Here is a 25,234-nt window from a genome sequence, read left to right as displayed (position 1 = left end):
CATAAAAAAATCACATAACGCCTCTTTCATCCCTGTCCGCCCGCCGTGTTGTGCGTGGCGGACAGAACCAACAGGAATGGCATGGTTTATGCTTTATTATAAAATATGATGCATCATGTTTTTAACAATGCCGTTCTCTTCGCGCTTTTCGACTTTTTTTGTTAACCCAGGAGTCACAGCATGTTTAAGAAAATTGCCCTTACCACTCTTCTTGCAGGGTTAGTGTTTCAGGCTCAGGCAGAATCCCTGACCGTGATCTCTTTCGGCGGCCTGAATAAGGATGCTCAGGACAAAGCCTTTTACAAACCTTTTGCCGCCGCAGGAAAAGGCACGATCGAGCCGGGGGAGTACAACGGCGAAATGGCGCGTATCCGTGCCATGGTAGAAACCAAACAGGTCGGCTGGGATGTGGTTGAAGTAGAAAGCCCGGAACTGATCCGCGGCTGTGACGAAGGGCTGTTTGAACCGCTGGACTGGAGCAAACTGGGCGACAAAACGCAGTACGTGCCGGGCGCGGTCACCGAATGCGGCGCGGGGATTTTTCTGTGGTCTACCGTGCTGACCTATGACGCCAGCAAACTGAAAAAAGCACCCACCAGCTGGGCAGACTTCTGGGATGTGAAAGATTTTCCGGGCAAACGCGCCCTGCGCAAAAGCGCCAAATTCACGCTGGAAATTGCCCTGCTGGCTGACGGCGTGAAACGTGAAGACATCTATAAAGTGCTGGCGACGCCAGCGGGTGTTGAACGCGCCTTCAAAAAACTCGATCAGATCAAACCGAATATTCAGTGGTGGGAATCCGGTGCACAACCCCTGCAATGGCTGGTCTCCGGCGACGTGGTCATGACGTCTGCCTATAACGGTCGCGTCAGCGCCGCGCAGGGCGAAGGCCATGATTTCAAAATGGTCTGGGATAACAGCCTCTACGACCTCGACAGCTGGGCGATCGTTAAAGGCTCCAGACACAAAGATCTGGCAGAACAGTTTATCGCTTTCGCTAATAAGCCTGAAAACCAGAAAGTCTTCGCTGAAACCATCCCTTACGGCCCGACCGAAAAATCGGTTACCGGCATGATTGACCCGAAATATGCACAGAATCTGCCGACCGCAGAGAAAAACCTGGCAGGCGCATTGCAGGTAGATACTCACTTCTGGATTGAGCATGGTGAAGACTTAGAACAGAGGTTCAACGCCTGGGCCGCGAAGTAAGCACTTCATCCTTCGGTCTGACTCTGCGCTGGCCGCCTTCGCAGACCCCGGCCACATACTTTTGTATGTTCCCGGGGCTCTGTCTCAGTTGCCGCCTTGATTCAGACCGAATGATTTTGTGCTGAACATGGGTGAAAAAAGAAACCGGAGCCCGCAGCGGGAGAAAAACATGAGCCAAACCGAAATGTTGACCACACCGGTGGCGGAAGGATCTGCGCAAGGGCCGACGCTTCGTCAGCGTTTGCGCAAAGTGGAAGCGGCATATACGCGCCGTTCATTGTTGCTGATTGCGCCGCTGTTGCTGTTTGTTATCGTCAGTTTTTTGTTCCCGATTGCGTCCATTCTCGGCAAGAGTGTGACCAATCCGGAGCTGGGCGCAACCCTGCCGGAAACGGTGGCGCAGCTTGCCCGCTGGGATGGCAAAACCGTGCCGGATGAGGCCACGTTTTCCGCGCTGGTCACTGATTTGCGCAATGCCCGCAACAGCGGCCAGATGGCGACCGTCGCCAAGCGTTTAAGCTACGAAGATAACCGTTACCGCAGCCTGATCACCGGCACGTTGCGTCACGTACCGCAAGACGGCGGGGCGATCCGTGAACCGCTGATCCGGAGCATGCCGCTGTGGGGCGAACTCAGCACCTGGCAGACGCTGCAACGCGCTGCACGTCCGGTGACGTCCCTTTATTTACTGTCGGCGTTTGACCGCAAGGTGGACGTGGAGAGCAGCCATATCGTCGCACTGCCGCCGGATCAGGCGCTGTACGTCAATGTTCTGCTGCGAACGTTGTGGATGGCGCTGGTGGTCACGCTATGTTGCGTCGCGCTGGGTTATCCGCTGGCGTACTGGCTGGCGAAACAACCGGTCGGGCGCGCTAACCTGCTGATGATTCTGGTGCTGCTGCCGTTCTGGACCTCACTGATTGTCCGCACCGCGAGCTGGATTGTGCTGTTGCAGTCAGGCGGTCTGATTAACCGTGCGCTGCTTGCCACCGGCATCATTGATCACCCGCTGGTGATGGTGTTTAACCGTCTCGGCGTGTACATCTCGATGACCCACATTATGCTGCCATTTATCGTGCTTCCTTTATATGCCGTGATGAAGGGCATTTCACCCAACTACGTCCGCGCTGCGATTTCACTCGGTGCGCATCCTTTCTCTGCCTTCTGGCGGGTGTACGTGCCGCAAACGTATGCCGGTGTCACCGCCGGTGCCTTGCTGGTATTTATGATGGCGATCGGCTACTACATCACGCCTGCGCTGCTGGGCGGGCCGGGTGATCAGATGGTCAGTTACTTCGTGGCCTTCTTCACCAACACGACCATGAACTGGGGAATGGCCGCCGCGCTGGGCAGTCAGCTGCTGGTGATTGTGGTGCTGCTGTATATCGTTTATATCCGCGTCACGCGCACCAAAGCTGAAATTGCCGTCCATTAAGGAGCCGGAAGATGAAACACACGATGAAGCAAAAAGGGGCGTTAATACTGCGGTTGTGGCGCTGGTGTTTTAATTTCTACAGCGCGGCGATCCTGCTGTTTCTGATTGTGCCGGTGCTGATCATTGTCCCGCTGTCGTTCAACGCCGGGTCATTTCTCAGTTATCCGCTGACCGGTTTTTCGCTGCGCTGGTATCAGACATTTTTCCATTCGGATGAATGGCTGAGCTCGCTGGGCAACAGCCTGCTGATTGCGCCGCTGGCCACTTTGCTGGCGACCGTGCTGGGTGTGCTGGCGTCGGTCGGGCTGGTGCGCGGTGAGTTTCGTGGCAAATCGCTGGTGTTGGCGATCCTGATATCGCCGATGATCGCGCCGGTGGTGATTATCGCCGTGGGCATGTTCTTCTTCTTTGCCCGCGTGTCGCTGCTCAACAGCTATCTCGGGCTGGTGCTGGCGCATGCGTTGCTCGGCGTGCCGTTCGTGGTGATCACGGTCGTGGCGATACTGAAAAATTATGACCGCAATCTGTCGCGAGCAGCGGCCAGTCTCGGCGCATCGCCGTGGACCGTATTCCGTAAAGTCACACTGCCGCTGATTGCGCCCGGTGTGTTTTCCGGTACGCTGTTTGCCTTTGCGGCCTCTTTCGACGAAGTGGTGGTGACCTTATTCCTCGCCAGTCCGCGCCAGCGCACGTTGCCTATTCAGATGTTTGCCGGTATCCGCGAAAACCTCGATCCGACCATTGCGGCAGCGGCATCGCTGATGGTCGGCGCATCGCTGATTTTGCTGCTGGTGATGGAACTGCTGCGCCGCCGTGGCGAACGCCTGCGTCATTCACCGGTAACACACTGACGTCACATTCATCAGAGGACTTTACAGGTCCTCTTTTTTTGATTATTCCTGATGCATCAAATATCAAAAATAACGGGAGCCATCCTCATGACCGATACAACTCAGAAAAAAACACTTTTACTGACCGGGGCAAGCCGTGGCATCGGTCACGCGACCGTCAAACATTTCTACGCCGCAGGGTGGCGGATTTTCACCGCATCGCGTCAGAACTGGGTGGATGAATGCCCGTGGGCCGAAGGGTTCCTCAACCATATTCATCTTGATCTGGAAGATATCGACAGCGTGCAGAAAGCTTTACCGATGATTAAAGAACGCCTCGGCGGACGGCTTGACGCGCTGGTGGATAACGCCGGTATTTCGCCAAAAACGCCGACCGGCGGGCGTCTGGGCGTGCTCGACAGCGATTATGCCACCTGGTTACAGGTGTTTAACGTCAACCTGTTTTCAACCGCCATGCTGGCCACCGGCTTGTTTGATGAGCTGAAAGCGGCGCAGGGCAGCATTATTAATGTGACGTCGATTGCGGGCAGCAAAGTGCATCCGTTTGCCGGTGTGGCCTACGCCTGTTCCAAAGCGGCGCTCTCCACCCTGACCCGCGAAATGGCGCATGAGTTCGGTCCGCATGGCATCCGTGTCAACGCCATTGCGCCGGGAGAAATCGACACCGCCATACTCTCGCCGGGTACGCAGGAGATCGTCGAGCGCAGCGTGCCGTTGCAGCGTCTCGGCAAAGCCGAAGAAGTCGCCTCGCTGATCCATTTTCTCTGTACTTCAGGGGCGTCCTACGTCAATGGCGCGGAAATTCACGTCAACGGCGGTCAGCATGTCTGAAGCCCCTTCGCGGTTGACGGCGGGTCTGCTCACCACCGCCGTGCCACACGTCAGCACATCGCAGGCCGAACAGATTGCTGCGCAGATTTACGGGCTGGACGGCGTGGCGCAGGTGCTGGGCGGCGAGCGTGACAGCAATTTTTGCCTGACCACTCTTTCCGGTCGCGCCTATATGCTGCGCTTTGTGAATCCCGCTGAAGTCCCCGCCGAAGTGGATTTTCAGACCGCCATTCTCAGCCATCTCGCCCGGCGGGACAGCGCGTTACCGGTGCCGCGTTTACAGCAAAGCCGCAGCGGGGAACTTACGCCGCAGGTGGATGTGGCCGGACAAACGCTGACGCTGCGCGCCGTGAGTTATCTGCCGGGTACCGCGCAATATCAGGTGCCGCGTAGCAAAACGCTAATGCGGACTCTCGGGGAGACGCTGGCCCGGCTGGATATCGCACTGCGCGATTTTGATCATCCGGGGGCGGCGCGTGATTTGCTGTGGGATATCAGCGACATGTCACGGTTGCACGGCTGGCTACCGCATCTCACTGACCCTGAACAGCGACGCACGATTGCCCGCGTGCTGGATTCGCATCAGCAAAAAGTCATGCCCGCCAGTCCACAACTTCGCCGTCAGGTGATCCACAATGACCTTAACGCCCACAATGTGCTGGTCAGCAGCGCGGACCCGCAGCGTCTGGCGGGCATTATTGATTTCGGCGATGCCCTGATGGCGCCCCTGATTAACGAACTGGCGACGGCGCTGGCTTATCAGCTGGACGGCGAAGGCAGCGATTTATTCCACTTTTGCCACCCGATGATCGCCGCTTATACCGCCCGTCAGCCGCTGACGGAAGCAGAGCTGGAGCTGTTGCCGGAACTGGTTGCGTCGCGGCTGGCGCTGAGTTTACTGATCGCCCAGCACCGCGCCGTACTCTATCCGCAGAACCGCGACTATATCCTGCGTAATCAGACGCATGCCTGGGGAAGTTTATCGCGGCTGATGACGTTGCCCTTTTCGCAGACTGGCGAGATATTCAGGCAGTCCTGTGCATCTGAACTGAAGTAAAGAGGATGACCATGCTCACAACGCAACAGGTATCAGAAGGCCGCCGGCAATTTCTCGGTGGCGGCTACCGGCTGTTTTATCAGGAGCCGCTGCACGTGGTGCGCGGCGAAGGCGTCTGGCTGTATGACAACGAAGGGCGCCGCTATCTTGATGCTTACAACAATGTCGCGTCCGTCGGCCATTGCCATCCGGCGGTGGTGGACGCCATTGCCACGCAGGCATCGCAGCTCAATACCCATACCCGCTATCTGAACGATGCGATTGTCGAGTTTGCAGAAGATTTTCTGACGGAGTTTCCGCCGGAACTGCGCAACCTGACCATGACCTGTACCGGCAGCGAAGCCAACGATCTGGCATTACGTGTGGCGCGGCAGATCACCGGCGGGCAGGGCGTGCTGGTGACGCGCTGGGCCTATCACGGTGTGACCAGTGCGCTGGCGGAACTCTCGCCCTCGCTTGGCGAAGGTGTTGAGCAGGGCAAAAATGTCTGGCTGATTGACGCGCCGGACACATTTCGCCATCCCGGCGAATTCGCGGCAGGCGTGGAGCGGGCGCTGGACGCGATGAAACAGGCAGGCGTAAAACCGGCGGCGCTGCTGCTGGACACAATTTTCTCCAGCGACGGTGTTTTCAGCCCCGAACCGGCGGAGATGCAACGCGCCGTGGCATGGGTACGGGCGGCGGGCGGATTGTTTATTGCCGACGAAGTCCAGCCCGGATTTGGCCGTACCGGCAGCCAGCGCTGGGGATTCGCCCGTTACGGCGTGATGCCGGATCTGGTCAGTCTCGGCAAACCGATGGGCAACGGCCATCCGGTCGCGGGACTGGTGGGCAGACCGGAACTGTTCGCCGAATTCGGCCGCCGTCAGCGTTATTTCAACACTTTCGGTGGCAATCCGGTCTCGTGCCGCGCGGCACACGCCGTGTTGCAGGTATTACGTCGCGAGGCGTTACAGCAGAACGCGCAACTGACCGGGGCACTTCTGCGGGAGGGATTACAAAAACTGGCGGCGCGTTATCCGGTCATCGGCGATGTGCGCGGTGATGGCTTGTTTATCGGCGTCGAACTGGTGAGCGATCAGCGCAATACGCCTGCGCCTGAACGCGCCGCCAGTGTGGTCAATGCCATGCGCCGGAAACAGGTCCTGATCAGCGCCACCGGTCCGGCAGCGAACGTCCTGAAAATCCGTCCGCCGCTGGTCTTTAAACCGGAACACGCCGCGCTGCTATTGGACACCCTGGCGGATGTGCTGGGGGAAATGGGGTGAGAAACCTTCATCATCCGTCAGGGTAAATCTGTGATTTCGAGCAGATGCATTCTTCTGGCGACGTATTTCAGCACTTGTTGCCATTGCTCTGCGGGCATATGACTTTCGCTGTAAGTGTCAATAATCAGCGGATGGCTTTTTATCACATCGGACAGCCATTTGCGGGCCAGCCGGTTCTGAATCCCGATGCCTTCAGCCAGCGCGATAAAATCTGCGCCCGTGTATTCGCCATAAGGTGAATCGAGGCCGGGCGCGATTTCCTCGTCATTCTCTTCACACTCGAGAAGCGGCAGGGCGAGATATTCACCAAACGCCGCGGGGTAAGGGACAACACTGATAAAGTCATAAACCGGGGCAAGGGAAGGCGGGGCGTTCAGGGGAAGTAAAATACCAAAATTACGCAGATGAAAGTCGTTGTTGCCCAGCACGTAGGCATAAACGATGCGTAAAAAAATGTCGCGTTTATTGGTCAGACTGTCGCCGAGAGTCTCCAGCAAAAATCGGGCGGCCCTCTGGTAGCTTACGGCCTTTTTATCATCGATCGTGCCATATTTATCGGCGATGCCCATGGCGCCGTCGAGTTGTTCCTGATGAAACCGCTGCTGTCCGTTTTGTCCACGATCATAACGGCTGATCACGAAGGCAAGTTCTTCCTGCCGGTCTTCATCGCGCCTGAAGCGCACGAGGCCAAAAGGAGGGACAACAAATTTCAGGCGAGCCATGACCGTCATGGTCGCATGTTCGTTTTCGGCGAGATGAGGATACTCTTCAGGTGAGGGCTTCAGAATATATGTTCCACCGTTGCTTACCACCCGTAATACCTTGTCTTCCAGGGCTAAAGATAATTTAGGCTGATAGCCAGATATACTCATGCCTTTCTGACGTTGAGGTTGTTCCTGAATGAACTGTCTGCGGGTAAACGGTAAATCCGGTGTGGCTTGTGCGTTTTGCAATAAGTCCCTGATGCCTTGTTTAGAATAACCGGTGTTAATTTCAGCACCTTTCAACCGTTTTAAATTTATCAGGCAGTGTTCTGAATTCATGATTTCATCTCTTTAATCACGATGGCACCCAGCAAATCGTCGCCGTTATGCATCAGTAATCCGAATAAATCCCGATCGTCAATTTTTTGTATTTCAGAATAGCGTTTGCGCAGCCATCCTTCCGGAGCCAGTCCTTTGAAGAAGGGATGTAAGTCTTCACTTACGTACGACTCTGCTCTGACCGGCATGCTGATGGAAAGAGCCGGTCCGGCATAGCCGTTGTAATAGGAAAAGTCATATACGCCATCACGCTCACTCAATATTCCCGCTGCAGCGTCATACAGCCACACTTCTATTTGTCTAGCCATACGTTAATTCCAAGCTCGTTGAGTAAAGTATGGAGATTATTGGTTTTCGAACCGGCGGGGTCTGCAATCATTCTTTTGAGCGTTGATAAAGAAGTTCCTATTTGCAGCGCCATTTCTTCGTACGTGATGTTCTGTTGTTTCATCTCCCGCATGATCAGCGGCTTCAGTTCTGACAGGTCAAAGGGGAAACGCCGGAATGTATCCAGCCGGTCGATAAACATTTTCCGTTCACTTTCGGAAAGCTGAGCAAGAAAGGTTTCAACGCTCTGAAGGGTCATATTTGACACTTTATAGCCTCGGGTGATGAGAAATTAAACAGAATATCTCATTGTAAGCGATAAAGTGTCATTTTTGAACCTTTATGCCCTCCACGACGCCGTTTGCGCATTCTGGCAGTAAAAATCGACATGAAAGGGTCATATTTGACACTTTCACCTCACGCTTTTTCACGTCCCACGGCCAGAAATTCCACCATCTTCTGGCTGCCGTCGAGGATATCTTCCTGAATGGCCCGCCGGGCTGCCGCGCTGTCGCCTTTACGCAGCGCGATCAAAATCTCTTCGTGATGCTCAATCGCCATGCGTTCGGAGAAATGGGCATACGCCTGCGCAATCAGCGGGCCGGTGCGCATCCATAAACTGTCGATAAAGTTGCTCAGTAACGGCATGCGCGCGCTTTGCGCCAGCATCAGGTGAAACTCACTGTTCAGGCGCAGGGCTTCGGGTAAACCTTCGTTGCTGATGGCCTGACGGTTGTTTTCGATGTTCTGCGCAATCCGCTGTAATTCGTATTCCGTCACCGACTGCGCGGCTTTTTCTGCGCCCAGCCCTTCCAGCTCCAGCCGTAAGGTACGGATTTCCTGATATTGCTGCTCATCGAGCTGCGGCACGCGGATATCTTTCGGTGTGCGCATCTCCAGCGCCTGTTCTTTTGCCAGCTGCAAAATAGCATCCCGCACGGGCGTGACGCTGGTACCAACCTGCTCCGCCAGTTCACGGATACGCAGACGATCATTGGGTTTCAGACGACCGGTGATCAGTGCTTCGCGCAAGGTGGCGTAAACGCTGCTGCCCAGATAAGCGTGATTAATCGAACTGATGGGATAATTCAAAGGTTCACCGTAGCAATAATGTGCGCGCACCCGGAGTTGGGATAAGGGCGTGGAAACCGATTATACAACATGATGCATCAGATGTGAGGGTGGCGGGGACAGGCTTTTATCGGCTTTCATGAGCCTTTACCGGCCAGATCTCTCGCTGGCCGGTAAAGGTGAAACTATGGGAACTTAACTGCCCGCTTCCTGCGGAACGGGGTCATCCTGCAACTGTTTCTTAAAGTGTTTCTCAATCTGCTCTAAGGTTTTGCCCTGCGTCTCCGGCGCGAATATCACGGCGAATAGGCCGCCTGCGACGCCGATGGCCGCGAAGCAGAAGAAGGACAGGGTCAGGCCGATGGAACTCAGCATGATCGGGAACATAAAGGCGATGGAGAAGTTGGTCATCTGCATGGCAAAGACCGACACACCGTTCGCCATCCCGCGGATACGCATCGGGAACATTTCCGACAGCAGCAGCCAGGTGACCGGCGAAAGCGCGCCCTGCTGGAAACACAGGAAAATCAGCATACCGCCTAATACCAGATAACTGCGCACCGCATCCGGATGTCCGTTGACGGTTTCCGGCATCAGCCAGGTCACCAACCCGATGGCAAGCAGCGTCAGGGTGCAGCCAATCTGACCCGTCAGCAGCAGCGGACGGCGGCCGAAACGGCTGAGCAGCATGATGCCGACAAAGGTCATGATCACCGAGATCACCCCGTTGGCGATAGTTGCCATCAGAGACGCATTGGTGCTCAGCCCGGTGGCCTGCAACATAGTCGGCGCGTAGAACATAATGGTGTTCACGCCGGAAAGTTGTTGCAGCATGGCGATACCAATCCCCAGAAACACCAGGCGTTTCATCCAGACAGAAATGGTTTTCTGGCGGCGGGAATGTTTCTCGCTTTTGGAACTCATGGAACTGCGGATTTCGCTCAGCTCTTTCTCTACTTTCCCTGCTTTACGGGTACGTTCCAGCACGTCACGCGCCTCGCGATAGCGGCCGTGCATGGCGTACCAGCGCGGCGTATCCGGCAGGAAAAGCATCCCGACCCACAAAATCACCGCCGGAACACAGGCGACACCCAGCATCCAGCGCCAGGTGGTCTCACCGCCCCAGACTTCGTTGATCGCCGCGTTACTGGTATAGGCGATCAGCTGACCGGAGACGATCATCAGTTCCTGTAAGGTGACGAACTGCCAGCGGCGATGGGAAGGCACGATTTCGGCGATATAAATGGGCACAATCGCCGCCGCACCGCCTACCGCCAGACCCAGAATAAACCGGCAAATAATCATTATCACCACGTTGGGCGCGGTGGCACAGCCGAGTGAACCGGCCATAAAGATCACCGCCATCACCAGGATGATTTTCTTACGCCCGAAACGGTCCGCCACACGCCCGGCGCAGATTGCACCCACGGCAGAACCCAGGATCAGGAAGCTGGTCACCATCCCTGTGGTTAACGATGTCAGATGCAAATCGTGCTTCATAAACAGCAAAGCACCTGCTATCACCCCGGTATCGTAGCCAAACAGTAAGCCACCGAGGGTGGCAATAAAGGCGATTACTTTTACCAGCGGTTCGGTCGGTTGCGAGGCTTTCACCGTCTCATTCCGATCGCCGCTGTTTATTTTCTCAGTCACAGACGCTCCCTAAATATGGCTATTATTATGGTTATTGTGTGATGCAGATCACACCGTATAACCCTAACCCAAAATGAGAATTTTGAAAGGGAAGTGGCGAAATGAAGCGAAACGGACAGCCGCTGGCGCTGATTTTTCGGAAAATACGTCACCTGCCGCAGGCACCGCGTCATAACTGAATTACACTCAGCAGAACGAATTTTTGTCTGTTTTTTCCGCTTTCTGAGCAAACTGCCCCCGAATTAGGGTCAGAGAAGTCTGTTTACGTGGCGTAGAAGCGTCAGGTTTTGCCTGAAACGGCGCAAACCTATATTCTATCGGCCAATTTACTGAGACAGTTGCAATGAGGTCTATATGATTATCAAACCACGCATCCGTGGCTTTATCTGTGTTACTGCCCATCCGGAAGGTTGCAAGGCGAACGTTAAAGAACAAATCGACTACGTGACCGCGCAAGGCAAAATCGCTGGCGGTCCGAAAAAAGTCCTGGTGATTGGCGCGTCTACCGGCTACGGCCTCGCTGCCCGCATCTCTGCTGCTTTCGGTTCTGACGCTGCCACGCTGGGCATCTTCTTCGAACGTCCGGGCGATGAGTCCAAAACCGCGACTGCGGGCTGGTACAACTCCGCCGCATTCGAAGAGTTTGCCGATGCGAAAGGCCTGTATGCAAAAAGCATCAACGGCGATGCGTTCTCTGATGAAGTGAAGCAAAAGACCATTGAGCTGATCAAACAAGATTTGGGTCAGGTCGATCTGGTGGTTTACAGCCTGGCTGCGCCGCGCCGTACCCATCCGAAAACCGGTGAAGTGTTCAACTCCACCCTGAAACCAATCGGTAAGCAAGTCACTATTCGTGGCATCAATACCGACAAAGAAACCATCAACGAAACCACGCTGGAACCGGCAACGCCTGAAGAAATCGCGGGCACCGTGGCTGTTATGGGTGGTGAAGACTGGCAGATGTGGATCGACGACCTGAAAGCGGCCGGTGTGCTGGCTGAAGGCGCGAAAACCACCGCGTTCACCTATCTGGGTGAAGAAGTGACGCAGGACATCTACTGGAACGGTTCTATCGGTGAAGCGAAGAAGGATCTGGACAAACGCGTTCTGGATATCCGCAGCACACTGGCAGAGCAGGGCGGCGACGCGCGTGTTTCCGTACTGAAAGCGGTTGTGACGCAGGCGAGTTCTGCTATCCCTGTGATGCCGCTGTACCTTTCCCTGCTGTTCAAAGTGATGAAAGAGAAAGGCACCCACGAAGGGTGTATCGAGCAGGTTTACGGTCTGTACAAAGACAGCCTGTACGGTGCTGAGCCACTGGTCGATAACGAAGGCCGTCTGCGCGCTGACCTGAAAGAGATCGCGCCAGAAGTGCAGGAAGAAGTCGGTAAACTGTGGAATGAAGTCACCAACGATAACATCCCTGAGCTGACTGATTTTGCGGGCTACAAAAGCGAGTTCATGCGTCTGTTCGGCTTTGGCCTGAACGGCGTGGATTACGCAGCCGATACCAATCCGGACGTGAAAATCAAACATCTGATCCAGATGTAATCTGATTTAACGCCAAAGATTGCTGAGAACCCACATCCGCCGAAAGGTGGGTGTGGGTTTTTTTATGATTGCAATATTAACTCAGCCGTATTTCCTGGCGAAATTTTCATCTGAATCGCACAGATAAATAATGAATTCAATGAATGCAATTATTGAAGGGATAAACGTCCAGCAAAAGATGAGGTATAAGAACCCTTGCCCGATTTTACCCAAATAGAACTTATGAACACCAAAACCACCGAGGAAGAAAGCTAATAAAGCTGCTGCAACCCTGCTTTTAGTACCCTGAGGATTAATGCTTTGAGTTGCTCCACAATGAGGGCAAGATTTAGCCGACTCGTGGATCTCTTTTCCGCATCCTCTACAAAAAACCATAGATCCCATTTCTATTTCCTTACTTGTTATTATTCGGACTAATCTTACCCGTTCTTATCATTTAGAAAAAGAGAATGATGACGCCTTCAGGCTTATGGGCACAGCTGTGAATACAAGGCCCGTGGGAGTAATGATTTTCCATAAACGCTATACATGAAATAAAAAAAAACGCCGCAACCCTGAAAGTCTGCGGCGTTTCTATTTCACAACTCTCTTCTCTGCACATCACCCATAAGCCACTTTGTGATTGATATGGTAGAAGGTCGCGGTGGCGGCCATGACGTGTTGCTGTTCTTTGCCCGGTTTGTGCGATTCCACATTGGTGATGTGGTAGCCGACGGCACCTGCATCCAGCGCTTTTTTAACAAATGCGTTGTTGAGTTCTTCCATGGAGGTGGCCCAGGATACCGTGGTCACGCCGACGGCTTGCAGGGAGGCAATCTCACGATGCGATAACCCTGCGCGGACCAAAACAGGCTTAACCGCTTTTGGATAGAATATAGATAAAACATCATTCACTAAGCCTTTCATGGATTTACCCCTCATCAGGTCATTTTCTAAATCGGATAGTCAGTCGCGCTGTAAATGAAAACGGGTGATTGCGCACCTGAATTATTCAGCGGGGACAAGGCTAATAAACACCTTTCCATGTAAACGCCTTTAGCTTTAATTGCTAATTCATTGTTAAGCAATCTTCCGCCACAATTAACGCGAGAGTGAAAGAGGATATTTTCATCTGGTTACAGGTTCGTTATTTTTGACATGAATGCAAAAAGGGCGCATTCCGCGCCCTGATAACCGTTTCTACTTTCTGTCAGACGTTCTTACCGTCCGCTGAATAATCTCATGCGTTCTGGGATCAAAATACCGGCTTGGCCAGATCACACCCGGATGTATTTCCAGCGCCTGCGCAATAATCATTTCACCTTTCGGCCAGGGTCTCGCCAGCGCATTTGAAAGCGTCGAGGATTTCAATCCGGCAGCGCGGGAAACTGCAGCCAGCGTTGTGCCTTTTTTACGTAATGCCGCGATAATATCGGCCTGATGCCAGTCGTGATTATTCATGAGGGTGCGCTCCTGTTTTTGACTGTGCAGGAACGGCGATGCAGAAAGGCAGAAAGGTCGGGCTATGTGATAGTTTCATTTGTGACTCCTTGTAGTAAAAAACGACTACCACGGGAGCTGCGAAACTCTTTGGGTGGTAGCTCAGACAAGGTTCGCAGTACCGGCCTACAAGGACACCGGCCAACCCGAAGGTTGCCCTGCCTGAGCCACCATTGATGTTATTAAACAGCGTTAGCTGCCCGAATAACAGGTGAGCGAAGACATTTGCACTCAATGCATAACATCAAGTGCGTCCTTATAGTGTTGGCCGAGCTGCGAAACCCGGCTGCGGATTTTGCCGCAGCGGGTGCACTATAGCGTAACTGAGGGAGGTAAACCAACGGCCTTACGGCGAAAATGAGGGGTGCTTTCCAGAGAAATTTCAGGCGTTGCAGTGAGTTACATCACGCACGATGATGAAAGGCGTCCCGATATCCGCAGGACGCCTTTTTTAATCAGAAGCCGATATTCATCCGCAGCATGATCATCTGCGAGCGGCTGCGTTCCTCATCCAGTCCGAGTGTGCCCTGATAGGCGATGCCCGGAGTCATGTCATGGGGCAGAAGGAAATCCAGCCCCAGGCCGAACACCAGATTTTCCTGACTGTCGCCGTAAACATCGGCGCTAAAGCTGTCATTGCCGGCATCCGCATAGCCCAGACGGGCACGGCCGCGATCGCTGAAAGCCTGAGTGTATTCGACCCGGCTTTGCCAGCGCAGCGTTGACCACGTCAGGGGCAGGGCATATTGAGTACGAACGCCCAGCGCACCGGTCACGTCATTCAGCGCCTGTGAGGCATACGCCAGATCGTAGCCCCCGGCGTTGGATTCGGTGTAGCTGTCCAGCCGGGTGCGCGACAGTTGCAGGCGTCCGTAAGGCGAGACCAGCAGGGCGGGCAGGCGATAGTCATAACCGGACGTCACCGCGCCAAACACCTGATTACCGCCACGATCGCCGCGGGCGAAGTGGTCCATTTCAGTGACGTAACGGCGGCTGTCATAGTCCAGACGGCTGTAGCCGAGCAGGCCGTCGATAAAGAAACTGCCCGGATGATAACTGCCGTAAAGCGCCGAACTGAGGGAACGTCCGTTGCTGCGCGAGCCGTTGTCGCCGATGTCGCTGACGTCCCTGCCAAAGCCCATCCCCATGCCGGCGGTAAATGTCGGCGTGAACTGGTAATCCGCGCCGGTGCTGATCCCCACCAGCGTATGGCTGAAACTTACGCCGTCTTTACCGGAATGACCAAAATCGACAAAGCCGCCAGTCCAGTAATTGATGCGGGAGTTGCCGCGGTTAAGCGGGGTCTGCGCGGAGGTTTTATCGGTCAGTTGCGGCAGTTCCGGCAACGGGCGGGTATTCTTCCACGCGGCATTCCACAGCGTATCATCAGGGCTGCGCTCCTTTTTAGAGGTCGGCATGTTGAAGCGGATGCCGTTCATATCGCTCTGTGTGCTGGCCGGATTATGCAGGGTCTCAAGACGGTCGCTGAAATTGCGGATCTGCGCCCGCGCGAAATTTTGTGCTGACTGAACCTGCGCACTGACCAGCCCGAGCACGTCAGGGTCTTTGGACGGGTCAGGGCGCCCGGTGATGGTCAGCATCACTGTCGCAGGGGCTGATTGTGAACCGGCGGTCAGCAATACATAGCGCAGGGCCACCGTCCCGGAAGCCTGAGCCGTTGCCTGAAAATCCAGATACACACCGTTGCCGCTGTGTTCCAGTGTCGCACTGCCCAGTGTTTTTTCCGGCGAATCGAGCAGACGGGCTGCGGTAAACGGTCCACCGGTAGCGTTTTCAGTCAGGTTTACCCGCACTGATTTCCCCGCCAGTACGGATGCCGTATGGCTGACGCCGACAGGTTGCGCGCGGGTCATGTTGAGTGAATACGCGACCTGCGTAGTCACGCCGCTGGCGTCGGTGGCGGTCAGCGTGAAACTGCTGTGACCTGCGGCGGAGGGCGTGCCGCTCAGGGTATCGCCACTGAGCGTTAATCCGGCGGGCAACGTCCCGGCAATGCGGAACTGATAAGGCGCGGTGCCGCCTGTTGCACTGAACGTCTGGCGGTAAGCCGTACCTTCGCGCCCTTCGGGCAATGCGCCGCTGGCGGGTGTGACGGACAGCGTCGCCGTGGTGACATTCAGTGTGACCCTGGCCTGCGCGCTGCCGAAATTATTGGCGGCGCTGTAAATGAAACTGTCGCTGCCGGAATAGCCCGCTACCGGGGTATAGCGGATTTTCAGGTTCTGGATCCGCGCGGTGCCATGCGCGGGTTGTTGCACAATCGCCAGCGAGGTGACCGCGCCACCGGATAACACCGGTTCAATCAGGTTCTCTGTGGTATTGGCCGCCACGGTCGAGGATACCGCGCTGACCACCGGTGCCTGTCCGGCAACGGTCAGCTGATAATTCACCGTGCCGGTGATCCCGTTGCTGTCCGCTGCGCTGACCTGAATGGCATAACTGCCGGAGGCCGCGGGCGTACCTGAAATCTCGCCGTTGCTGGCATTGACGGACAGCCCCGAAGGCAATCCGGATGCGCTGTAGGTGTAAGGGGCGGTGCCGCTGCTGGCCGTTATGGTCTGTGACCACGGCGAACCTGCGGTGGCTGCGGGCAATGCACCGCCTGCCGGTGAGAAGCCAAGCGTGACACTGGCAACGTTCACATTCACAGTGGCAGGCGCTGAAGACCCCCAGTTATTGCTGGCGATGTACGTGAAACTGTCGGCACCTGAAAATCCGGGCGCAGGCGTGTAACTCAGTGAGGTTCCTGAAGCTGTCGCCGTACCATGAAGCGGTGCGGTGGTGACGGTGACTGACGCTGCGACGCCGCCTGAAAGGGCCGGAACGATGGCGTTAATGCTGCTGTTCCCGGCTACGGTGGTGCTGACTGCGCCCGCGACCGGTGCCTGCCCGGTAACGGCAAGGGTGTAGCGCTGACTGCCCGTTGCCGCGTTCGCCGTATCCTGTGCCACAACGGTAATGTTAAAACTGCCCGTTGCGGTCGGCGTGCCCGAAATTTCGCCATTCACTGCCAGTGCTAATCCGGCAGGTAACGCATCCGCAGTAGTAAACTGATAGCTGCCCGACCCGCCCGTTGCGGTCAGTGTCTGGCTGTAGGGGGTGCCGGATGTGGCAGACGGTAAAGTGACCGGCGACAGGGAGATCACCGGCGCGGCGATATTCACGGTGACGGTCGCAGGGGCTGATGTGCCCCAGTTGTTGCCGGCGGTATAAGTGAAACTGTCCGCGCCGAAATAATTTTGCTGCGGTGTATAAAGGGCGGCTGATCCTGAGAACACCACCGAACCGTGAGCAGGTGCCGATCCCTGCGCCACTAATGTGGTTGCGCCGCCGGAAAGCGGCAGGGTAATTGTATTATTGCTGCTGTTAAATGCCACGCTGGCGCTGGTTGAGCCGGCGACTGGCGCCAGTCCGTTGCGTTGAACCTGAACGGAATAGCCGGACGTGGTGGTGCCGTCGGCGGCCGTCACGGTGACGGTGAGGGTGTTACTACCTTCACTTAACGGTATAGCGCCTGATGCACTGCCGGAAATGACGGAGGTCCCGTTCACTTTTACGGTTGCCGTGCTGTCGGTGGTCACTGGTGTCAGCGTAATGCTGGTCACGCTGTTAGCAACGCTTGCGTTGTAAGAGGTTGTCCCGCTGGAGAAGGTCGGGGAAAGCGAACCCGCAGAAAGTGACAGTGCCGAGAGGGTGGCGTCCGTCGATACGCTTGCCGCTGAGGTACAGGACGCCGTGACAGGACTCAGGTAACCGTGGCTGGAGGTCAGACGAAAGCGGATCCCCTCCGTTGAAAGCTGAGAACCCGTGTAGGTATAGGTATGCGTTCCTGCGCTCCCGTTATTGGCGTAGTAGCTCATATAGACGCTCTGCGCGTAATTTGTCTTACCAAAACTGTCGGTATCAACCGTATTGCTTGCGCTTCCCGTGCCGTAATCAGTAAAAGTCAGCGTCAGGGTATCCGTTGCCTCAAACTGACTGGCGGGATAAGCCTGAGCAGTAAATGACGCGGTGCTGAAGGTCTGGTTGTTCAGCGCGAGGCATCCGGCAGACTGTGCGATGGCCGGTGAGACAGTAACGAAAGACAACAGAATAAAAGCGCAGATAAAACGGGCGCTGTGCCCGGCTGCGCGGCGAAGGCGAGTCATTAAGGATCCCTGAGATTGTCTGACGTGCAGGCGTCGTTTTGTTAGTTTGTTTCAGGGATGTTATAAGAATAGTCCGAAGTCAATCGCGCAAATAACCTGTCAAAAGGGCGGTAATTGTCGCGGATTCTTCTGCTGGCTGACGGGGCTGAGATCCGGCAGCGGCACAGGATGCCAGAAGCGATGCCAGCGGCGAGCCAGATAGCGGCAACTGCGTGCGATCAGACGTCGGCTGAACCACAGGAAAATCACCAGGATCACCGCCGCGCCTGCCAGCAGGTAAGGGCGCCATTTTTGTTCGCCAGTGGTGCCGCGCAACGCGGCTTCGCTGCCTGCACCCCGTGCCGCCGCTACCTGAAAGGATGCGCCGGGCAGGTCGGCCAGTTGCCATTGCTGATGGCCGGTGTCCCACCATCTGAGCTGAACCGGCGGCAGGGTCACGGTACCCGCCTGTGACGGCAGATAACGCAGGCGTTCCGTCCGCTGTGCGCCTTCCACATCCCCGCGTCCGCGGGTCAGCAACTGATTCTCCGCAGGCAGCCCCTGCGTTTCCGTGCCCGGAATGGCGTAAAGCAGGCGGGGGATCTGGTTCGCCACAATGCCTCCGGCCTGCACCGTCACCGCCCGTTCAATCACATCCCCGGCATGAAGTTGCTGATCATCGGCGGCGTGAAACTGGGTGATTTTCTGGCTCAGGGTCAGGTGGCTGGCGGGTAAAAACCGGTCCGGTTGCCGGGTGTCTTGCGGCCAGTTCACCGGTTTTTCCAGTGCCGGAAGCGGCACGGTGACCGGCGGCTGACCGGGGGAGGTCAGCGTCACTTCGGTCTCAGGAAGCCGCAGCACGCCCTGATCCCAGGCCATCACCTGCCGTTCGAGGCGGATCCCGCTCCAGCTGGTGCCGTCTTTATGGCGGCTCAGTAACTGATTCGGTAACGGCGTGGTTAGCAGTGATCCGTTTTCAATCACAAAGGCCGGCCATTGCGGTGGCGGATTAAACCAGGTGTCAGTCCAGAAGGTCACGGCCACGCGCAGCGGTTGTCCGGGCACCACGTTATCGGGCGCGACCAGTTCGCGGGTAATGTCCATGGCGGCGCGTGCCGGTAACACGGCCAGCAGCAATATCAGCAACAGGCCTCTCATGGGGCGACCTCCTGATTTGAACGGTAGAGATTTTCCAGCAGGCCGGAAGGGGATACGTCCAGATTGTCATACCACTGGCTGACCTGCGGATTCGCGCTGGCGACCGGCTGAATATCCTTCTGGTTCACGCCCTGATTTTTCTTCAGATCGTATTTGATGTCGTCGGGTTTGTAGTCCTTTTCCTTGCCCTGTGCAGACTGCCGGTCGCGCTCCTGCTGGCGAAGCGTCATGATGATTTTGGCAATTTTTGCCCGGTTATCCTGCGCCATTTTCCAGCCGGGGCGCAGGCTCAGCGCCTGATCGTAACTGTTGATGGCCGGTTGCCACAGCTTTTGCTGCGCGTAGCTGTTGCCGGTCCACAGCAGCACATCGGCGGTCTGCGGAGCCTGACGAAACGCAGAGGTGGCGGCGACAAAATTACCGGCGCGATACCAGGCAATCCCCTGCCACAGCGGATCCTGAAAACGTTCTGCCGCCTGTGAATACTGCCCTTTATCAAAGGCCCGTTGCCCCTGCATATCAGGGCTGATCCACGCATCGCGCCACGCCGCCTGTCCCTGCGGCAGATACAGCATCAACGGCAGCGCCACCACCAGCCAGCAAATCAGCTGACGTCGGCAGAACAGCAGCAACAGCAGCACCGGTATCACCAGCAGATAGCCGCTGTTTTTCCAGTGCAGGTCGGCGCGGGCGTTGTTTTGGGCGGCAACGGATTGCCGGATATGGCTGGCGATCACCGAAATATCGCTGTCGTCGCTGGTGACCAGCGTCACCGGCACGCCGCCGTCGCTGGTCTCGCTGAACCGCTGAACATTGAGACGGGTATCGATACCGCGCCCGTCATACGCCTGCGGCAGCGCACCGCCGCGCGCCGTACCCGGCACCCAGATCTGGATCGGCAGCCCGGACTCTGTCAGCCAGCGGGCATCTTCAGCCGTCAGGGAATCGGCGATCAGCAGCAAATTACGCGGCGCATCCTGTGCCGCGGGCATGTTTTTTTGCGCCAGCGCGACAGCCTGCCGCAGACCGGACCCTTCGCCTTCCGGCAAAAGTGACGGCGTCTGTGCATGAAGAAACAACGAATAAAACGCCGGATCCTGCGTCAGCGGCGTGGTCAGCCACGCCTGCGCGTGATACACCACCAGCCCGAAACGGGTGCCCGGCGTGCGGGTCATCAGATCCATGATTTTGCTTTGCATACGCTGATGACGGCTCGGGGCCAGATCCTGCGCCATCATCGCCGGGTCCTGTTGCAGAATGACCATCATGTCACTTTGTGGTGTCAGCGCGGCCGGTAATTCCCGCTGCCAGGTGGGGCCGGAAAGGGCAATCACGCCCAGCGCCATCACCCACGGCAGGGCGCGGGTCAGGCGTTTTTGCTGCCCGATAATCAGCGCCTTCGCGAAAGGTTTATCCATAATCCGGTGCCAGGCGCTGCGCTGGCGCGTGGTGATAAACCCCAGCAGGATGCACAGTATCAGACCGGATAACCGCCACGGGTAGATGAAATGGAAATCGCTCATGCGGTTTTCTCCCGGAAATAACGCCCAAGACTGAGCAGCAACAGGAGCGCCAGCGCCAGCAGTAACGGCCACTGGAACAGCGGGATATGCCATGACCAGCCGATGGATTTCACCTGAACCGGCGTGATGGCATCGATTTCCTGCCAGACGCTGTCAAGTGACGCGCCGGAGTTGCTGGCGGTCCAGGATTTGCCGCCGGTGATCCGGGCGATATCCTGCAACAACGGCAGATCGACTTTGTCATCGCCGGTGCTGGTGACATCGCCAAAGGCAATGGTATGCACCTGAACGTGATGAGACACCGCCAGTTGCGCCGCGAGCGGCGGGGCGAGTTGCGAGGCGGTGTCATTGCCGTCGGTCAGTAAAATCGCCAGTTTGCTGGCGTCTTTGTTGGCGGTGGTATCCAGCAGTTTCACCCCGACGCCCAGCGCGTCGCCGATCGCCGTCTGTTGTCCGATCATGCCGGGCGACAGCTGATTGATCCGCGTCTGCAACGCCTGTTTATCTTCACTGACGGGCGCGAAAGGCCAGGCGTGGCTGGCAAAAATCACCAGCCCGATGCGGTCAGATTTACGCTGTTCGACAAACTTTCTCACCGACGCCTGCACGGCCTGCAAACGGGTCTCGCCGCCCGCCACATCGTTTTTTGCCATCGACCCGGAAACATCGAGGATCAGCACCACGTCGCGCATCGGCTTCTGAATATGCTGCGGCGGCGTCAGGTATTCCGGTCGGGAAAGCGCCACCACCAGCAACATCCAGATAACCCAGAACAGAATGTTGCTCAGTTTACTGCTGCGCACCGGCTGGCTGTTGAGTTTCACTTCGTCGATCAGTTCGGGCAGGAAAGGCACGCGCACCCGTTCTTTCACCTCATTGTCCCGAGGCAGGAAGTAGCGGCTGATCAGCGGCAGGAAAATCAGTAAACCGGCCCACGGCCAGGCGAAATCGAGGCGGCTCAGAAACTCAGACATGCGGCAGTTTCTCCAGCCAGGTTTTCAGTTGGGATTGCAGACGGGCATTTTGCTCACTGTCCAGTGTGTTTTCCGGCTGGCAGTAGCGCGCGCTGAGCTGCTGACGCAGGTCCGCATCAATATCGACCTGTTGCAGGACGTGTTCCGGTGTCAGCCACTGGCTGACCGACGCACGGGGCTGATGCATTAACAGAATACGTTTGATCAGTGAGAGCCAGCCGTCGGCATCGTGCGCGTCACGCAACGCGGCCAGCGCCTGACGTCGCCAGAGATTTCGCCGCCAGCGGGCCAGACGATACAGCAGAAAAATCAGCAGCAGCGCGATAAGCACGCCCGCCAGAACAAACCAGCCGGGAGGAAGGGGAAACCATGAGAACCGGCCGGGCAGGGCGGGCTGAAACAAATCCGGAACGCTAAATCCTTTTTCCAGCATTCAGAGCCCCCTTTGCAGTTGCCGGAGTAAATCCTGTGTCACCACGATCTGATTGACGCGGATCCCCAGCCGGGTCAGTTTTTTCTCCTGCGCGCTGAGGCGGGCGGTGATGCTGTTTTGTATCTCATCGCGCAGCACGCCTGACAGGGAGAACGCGGCTTCATGCCCGCGATAATTGGCCGCCAGATTGCCCGAGGCAGGCAGACGAAGGTGCAGATCGTCGAGAATAACAAACGCGCTGACTTCACAGCGGCGGCGCAGGGCCGCCAGCAGGGCTTCGCATTCCGCATCCAGATCATGAAAATCACTGAGCAGCGCCACCCATGAACCGGCCGGGATCAGCCGGCGGGCATGTTGCAAGACGGCGGAAAGTGACAACGACGTGGCCGGTTCTGCCGGATAACGCGGCGGCAGCGCCTGGTTATAGTCGAGTAAATCATCCAGCACATGATTGAGATTTGCAGAGGGCGCCCGGCATTTTTGCAGGGCATACCCGGCATCGCCGAACACGGCGCTCCCCAGCCGATCACCGTCGTGCCAGCTGCGCCAGGCCAGTAATCCGGCAATTTTTGCCGCCACCACCGATTTTGTCTGCCCGCGCGTGGCAAAGAACATGTCGAGCCGCTGATCGACAATCAGAAAAACCGGGCGCTCGCGCTCTTCGTTATACAGGCGTATCCACGGCGTCCGCAGGCGTGCGGTGGCCTGCCAGTCGATCAGCCGGACATCATCACCGGCCTGATAACGCCGCAGACTGTCAAAATTTAATCCGCGCCCTTGCTGGCGCGACACCCGTTCACCGGCCAGCGCACCGGGCGGGATTTGCCCCGGCGGATTCGACAACAGTTTCGCCTCTCCGGCCAGTGCCATCAGCGTGTCACGGTCAATCGCCAGCGGGTTTTCCATCAGGCCACCACCGCGTCGAGCAACATGCGGATGACCTCATCCGGCGAACAGTTATCGGCATTGGCCTGATAGCTGAGCATCAGGCGGTGACGCAATACGGCAGGGGCAATCTGGCGGATATCTTCCGGCAACACCGCGTCGCGGCCTTCCAGCCATGCCAGCGCACGCCCGCAGCGATCGAACGCCAGCGTGCCGCGCGGACTGGCGCCAAAGGTAATGTAGCTGGCCAGCGTATCGCTGGCGCCCTGCGGATGGCGGGTCATTTCGACCAGATTCACAATGTAGTTTTCCACCACCGGCGCGACATAAATGGCAGAGATTTCCTGCCAGCAGGTGGCGATATCCTGTTGCGTCAGCATTAGGGTTTCCGCCTGTTCCGCAGGGGATCCTACCTCTGTCTGCTGGTATTTTTGCTGCTGTTCGGCGCGCACCAGTTGCATCACTTTTTGTTCGTTTTCCCGCGACGGATAATCCACCAGCACTTTCATCAGAAAACGGTCAAGCTGTGCTTCCGGCAGCGGCCAGGTGCCTTCCTGATCCACCGGGTTTTGCGTCGCCAGCACCATAAACACACCGGGCAACGGCCAGGTTTTTCCGGCCACGGTCACATGGCGTTCTTCCATGGCTTCCAGCAAGGCGGACTGCACTCGCGCCGAAGCACGGTTGATTTCATCGGCGAGAATAATGTTGCCGAACACCGGACCGGGGCGGAAGCGAAACTGTTCCTCTTCGCGGGTGGCGTGCTGCTGGTAGATTTCGCTGCCGGTAATGTCAGAGGGCAGGAGATCCGGCGTGAACTGAATGCGGCTGAATTCGCCTTCCACATGGCGGGCAAGTTCGCGCACGGCGCGGGTTTTTGCCAGTCCGGGCAGCCCTTCCAGCAACACATGACCATCACACAGCAGGGCGATCAGTAACATGCGCACCAGCGATTGCTGGCCGATCACCTGTTCATTCATCCGCTGTTCAAGCTGCAACAGCTTTTCTCTGTTTGTCATCGCTTTAATCCTGAAAAGTCACGTTTCACCAGCGTGGCGATCCCCACCAGTATCGGCTCGGCGTAGTTAAAGAAAGCTTTGATGCCGGGACAGAGATAGTTAAGGCCCGTTTCGCCGTCCGGGGCGCGGACGATGCGGTTTTTCGGGCATTCTCCCCAGCAGAGTTTCAGGTACGGGCAGGATTTGCAGTAGGCGGGCAGGGTGTCTTTTTTCCCCATGCCGAAGGCTTTCTGACGTTCGGAAAACGCCATGTGCGCCAGTTGCGTATCGGCAATATTTCCCAGCTGGTATTCCGGGTAGACGTAGTGGTCGCAGGAATAAATATCGCCGTTTTTCTCTACCGCCAGCCCTTTGCCGCAAAATTCAGAGGCGGTACAAATCTGCGCGGGCATCCCCATGGTCTGGGCGACGGCGGTTTCGAACAGATTGACCTGAACGCGGCCTAAATCGTTGTTCACCCATTCTTCAAACACCGCGATCAGGAACGTGCCCCAGTCGTTGGGATCGACCGACCAGTCGGTGACGACAGAATCCAGATCGCCTGGCCTGGCGCGGCGGGAGCCGGTCACCGGGATGGTGTCATCACGCCAGAACTGGGGCGCGGTAACTTTGAAATCAACGGGTTCGACGCACGGGTTAAACTGCACATAGGTTGCCCCCAGTTCCCGCGTCATAAAGCGATACACTTCCAGCGGAAAGCGGGCATTGGTCCGGTTGACCGTCACCAGTGCATTAAAAGGCACCTTGTATTTTTTCAGCGCCGCGACGCCTTGCATGACTTTGTCGAAAGTCGGTTTGCCGCTGCGCGTGACGCGGTAGCGGTCATGAAGTTCCCGCGGGCCATCGATGGAGATGCCCACCAGAAAATGGTGTTCTTTCAGAAACTCGGCCCACTTGTCGTTAATCAGCACGCCGTTGGTCTGTAAATCGTTTTCGATGCGCTGACCGGGCTTCTGATACTGTTTCTGGAATTTCACTACCTTCTCAAAAAACGGCAGTCCCATTAACGTCGGCTCGCCGCCCTGCCAGGAGAACACCACCTGTTCGCCGTCCTGACCGTCAATGTACTGGCGGATAAAATTCTCCAGCACCTCATCACTCATGCCGGTGTGCCGGTCCTGATGCAGCAGATCTTCTTTACTCAGGTAAAAACAGTAGGAGCAATCGAGATTACAGGTTGAGCCGCTGGGCTTGGCCATTACGTGGAAGCGTCGCGTATATTCCGGGCCTGTACCGTCATACTTTTCTGCTGACGGTAATGCTTTAACAGGCAATGTGGTGCTGTACTTCATCGCGCCTCCTGAGGGAAGTACCGGGCA

The 25,234-nt window shown here is 56.6% G+C and carries 24 protein-coding genes; 7 read left to right on the top strand and 17 right to left on the bottom strand.

What is annotated here, in order from left to right; genetic code table 11:
- The first annotated feature begins 180 nt into the window (after positions 1 to 180).
- The 6 genes from EYY67_RS12260 to EYY67_RS12235 all read left to right on the top strand — a co-directional run bounded on the left by EYY67_RS12260 (position 181) and on the right by EYY67_RS12235 (position 6,651).
- Positions 181 to 1,209: an ABC transporter substrate-binding protein gene (locus EYY67_RS12260; RefSeq protein ID WP_131693600.1), complete on the top strand. Its 1,029-nt coding sequence runs from the start codon at positions 181 to 183 to the stop codon at positions 1,207 to 1,209.
- A 169-nt stretch (positions 1,210 to 1,378) separates the two neighbouring features.
- Positions 1,379 to 2,644, top strand: coding sequence for an ABC transporter permease (locus EYY67_RS12255; RefSeq protein ID WP_095925834.1), 1,266 nt, complete (start codon positions 1,379 to 1,381; stop codon positions 2,642 to 2,644).
- Between the two features lie 11 nt (positions 2,645 to 2,655).
- The gene (locus EYY67_RS12250; protein ID WP_415838633.1) at positions 2,656 to 3,495 is read left to right on the top strand and encodes an ABC transporter permease; all 840 of its coding nucleotides are present in this window, start codon (positions 2,656 to 2,658) and stop codon (positions 3,493 to 3,495) included.
- A gap of 87 nt (positions 3,496 to 3,582) precedes the next feature.
- Positions 3,583 to 4,326, top strand: a complete 744-nt coding sequence (locus EYY67_RS12245) for an SDR family NAD(P)-dependent oxidoreductase (protein WP_131693599.1) — start codon at positions 3,583 to 3,585, stop codon at positions 4,324 to 4,326.
- The gene (locus tag EYY67_RS12240) at positions 4,319 to 5,383 is read left to right on the top strand and encodes a phosphotransferase (protein WP_131693598.1); all 1,065 of its coding nucleotides are present in this window, start codon (positions 4,319 to 4,321) and stop codon (positions 5,381 to 5,383) included. Before EYY67_RS12245 ends, EYY67_RS12240 begins: the two co-directional genes overlap by 8 nt.
- 11 nt (positions 5,384 to 5,394) lie before the next feature.
- A complete protein-coding gene (locus EYY67_RS12235; protein WP_131693597.1) occupies positions 5,395 to 6,651 on the top strand; it encodes an aspartate aminotransferase family protein in 1,257 nt (418 codons plus the stop codon).
- 17 nt (positions 6,652 to 6,668) lie between these two features.
- On the opposite strand, the gene EYY67_RS12230 is transcribed toward EYY67_RS12235, so the two are convergent.
- The 5 genes from EYY67_RS12230 to EYY67_RS12210 all read right to left on the bottom strand — a co-directional run bounded on the left by EYY67_RS12230 (position 6,669) and on the right by EYY67_RS12210 (position 10,745).
- Complete coding sequence (locus EYY67_RS12230) at positions 6,669 to 7,694, bottom strand: type II toxin-antitoxin system HipA family toxin (RefSeq protein WP_131693596.1); 1,026 nt, start codon at positions 7,692 to 7,694, stop codon at positions 6,669 to 6,671.
- Positions 7,691 to 8,002 (bottom strand): HipA N-terminal domain-containing protein, encoded by a 312-nt coding sequence (locus EYY67_RS12225; RefSeq protein WP_095925430.1) that lies wholly within the window; start codon positions 8,000 to 8,002, stop codon positions 7,691 to 7,693. The genes EYY67_RS12230 and EYY67_RS12225 overlap by 4 nt, the downstream gene beginning before the upstream one ends.
- Complete coding sequence (locus tag EYY67_RS12220) at positions 7,987 to 8,280, bottom strand: helix-turn-helix domain-containing protein (RefSeq protein WP_095925431.1); 294 nt, start codon at positions 8,278 to 8,280, stop codon at positions 7,987 to 7,989. Before EYY67_RS12220 ends, EYY67_RS12225 begins: the two co-directional genes overlap by 16 nt.
- 158 nt (positions 8,281 to 8,438) lie before the next feature.
- Complete coding sequence (locus tag EYY67_RS12215) at positions 8,439 to 9,113, bottom strand: GntR family transcriptional regulator (RefSeq protein ID WP_131693595.1); 675 nt, start codon at positions 9,111 to 9,113, stop codon at positions 8,439 to 8,441.
- A gap of 174 nt (positions 9,114 to 9,287) precedes the next feature.
- Entirely contained in the window at positions 9,288 to 10,745 is a 1,458-nt protein-coding gene (locus EYY67_RS12210; RefSeq protein WP_131693594.1) for a sugar porter family MFS transporter, read from the bottom strand.
- Between the two features lie 354 nt (positions 10,746 to 11,099).
- Here EYY67_RS12210 and fabV point away from each other — a divergent pair, with 354 nt between their 5' ends.
- Positions 11,100 to 12,296 carry an enoyl-ACP reductase FabV gene (gene fabV / locus EYY67_RS12205; RefSeq protein ID WP_095925434.1) on the top strand — a complete coding sequence of 399 codons (1,197 nt, stop codon included), beginning with the start codon at positions 11,100 to 11,102 and terminating at the stop codon, positions 12,294 to 12,296.
- Between the two features lie 81 nt (positions 12,297 to 12,377).
- On the opposite strand, the gene EYY67_RS12200 is transcribed toward fabV, so the two are convergent.
- From EYY67_RS12200 to EYY67_RS12130, 12 genes are all read right to left on the bottom strand, one after another.
- Complete coding sequence (locus tag EYY67_RS12200) at positions 12,378 to 12,680, bottom strand: TM2 domain-containing protein (RefSeq protein ID WP_095925435.1); 303 nt, start codon at positions 12,678 to 12,680, stop codon at positions 12,378 to 12,380.
- Positions 12,681 to 12,896: 216 nt separating this feature from the next.
- Positions 12,897 to 13,202 (bottom strand): YdgH/BhsA/McbA family protein, encoded by a 306-nt coding sequence (locus tag EYY67_RS12195; protein ID WP_095925436.1) that lies wholly within the window; start codon positions 13,200 to 13,202, stop codon positions 12,897 to 12,899.
- A 273-nt stretch (positions 13,203 to 13,475) separates the two neighbouring features.
- Positions 13,476 to 13,736 carry a helix-turn-helix domain-containing protein gene (locus tag EYY67_RS12190; protein ID WP_131693593.1) on the bottom strand — a complete coding sequence of 87 codons (261 nt, stop codon included), beginning with the start codon at positions 13,734 to 13,736 and terminating at the stop codon, positions 13,476 to 13,478.
- 165 nt (positions 13,737 to 13,901) lie between these two features.
- Positions 13,902 to 13,949, bottom strand: a complete 48-nt coding sequence (locus EYY67_RS24730; protein WP_095925836.1) for an ash family protein — start codon at positions 13,947 to 13,949, stop codon at positions 13,902 to 13,904.
- Positions 13,950 to 14,230: 281 nt separating this feature from the next.
- Positions 14,231 to 17,944: an autotransporter domain-containing protein gene (locus EYY67_RS24505; RefSeq protein ID WP_165497962.1), complete on the bottom strand. Its 3,714-nt coding sequence runs from the start codon at positions 17,942 to 17,944 to the stop codon at positions 14,231 to 14,233.
- A gap of 99 nt (positions 17,945 to 18,043) precedes the next feature.
- Entirely contained in the window at positions 18,044 to 19,081 is a 1,038-nt protein-coding gene (locus EYY67_RS12160) for a BatD family protein (protein WP_131693592.1), read from the bottom strand.
- Complete coding sequence (locus EYY67_RS12155; RefSeq protein ID WP_131693591.1) at positions 19,078 to 20,604, bottom strand: vWA domain-containing protein; 1,527 nt, start codon at positions 20,602 to 20,604, stop codon at positions 19,078 to 19,080. The genes EYY67_RS12160 and EYY67_RS12155 overlap by 4 nt, the downstream gene beginning before the upstream one ends.
- Positions 20,601 to 21,578, bottom strand: coding sequence for a VWA domain-containing protein (locus EYY67_RS12150; RefSeq protein ID WP_131693590.1), 978 nt, complete (start codon positions 21,576 to 21,578; stop codon positions 20,601 to 20,603). Before EYY67_RS12150 ends, EYY67_RS12155 begins: the two co-directional genes overlap by 4 nt.
- A complete protein-coding gene (locus EYY67_RS12145) occupies positions 21,571 to 22,011 on the bottom strand; it encodes a DUF4381 family protein (protein ID WP_131693589.1) in 441 nt (146 codons plus the stop codon). Before EYY67_RS12145 ends, EYY67_RS12150 begins: the two co-directional genes overlap by 8 nt.
- Positions 22,012 to 22,917, bottom strand: a complete 906-nt coding sequence (locus EYY67_RS12140; protein WP_131693588.1) for a DUF58 domain-containing protein — start codon at positions 22,915 to 22,917, stop codon at positions 22,012 to 22,014. It abuts the gene before it with no gap.
- Positions 22,917 to 23,915, bottom strand: a complete 999-nt coding sequence (locus EYY67_RS12135) for an AAA family ATPase (RefSeq protein WP_131693587.1) — start codon at positions 23,913 to 23,915, stop codon at positions 22,917 to 22,919. Before EYY67_RS12135 ends, EYY67_RS12140 begins: the two co-directional genes overlap by 1 nt.
- Positions 23,912 to 25,207, bottom strand: coding sequence for an anaerobic sulfatase maturase (locus EYY67_RS12130; protein ID WP_119824825.1), 1,296 nt, complete (start codon positions 25,205 to 25,207; stop codon positions 23,912 to 23,914). Before EYY67_RS12130 ends, EYY67_RS12135 begins: the two co-directional genes overlap by 4 nt.
- Positions 25,208 to 25,234 lie beyond the last annotated feature (27 nt).

This window comes from Rahnella victoriana, assembly GCF_004330295.1.
In the GTDB taxonomy this organism is placed as follows: Bacteria; Pseudomonadota; Gammaproteobacteria; order Enterobacterales; family Enterobacteriaceae; genus Rahnella; species Rahnella victoriana.
This window is presented reverse-complemented; position numbering and strand designations above follow the sequence as displayed.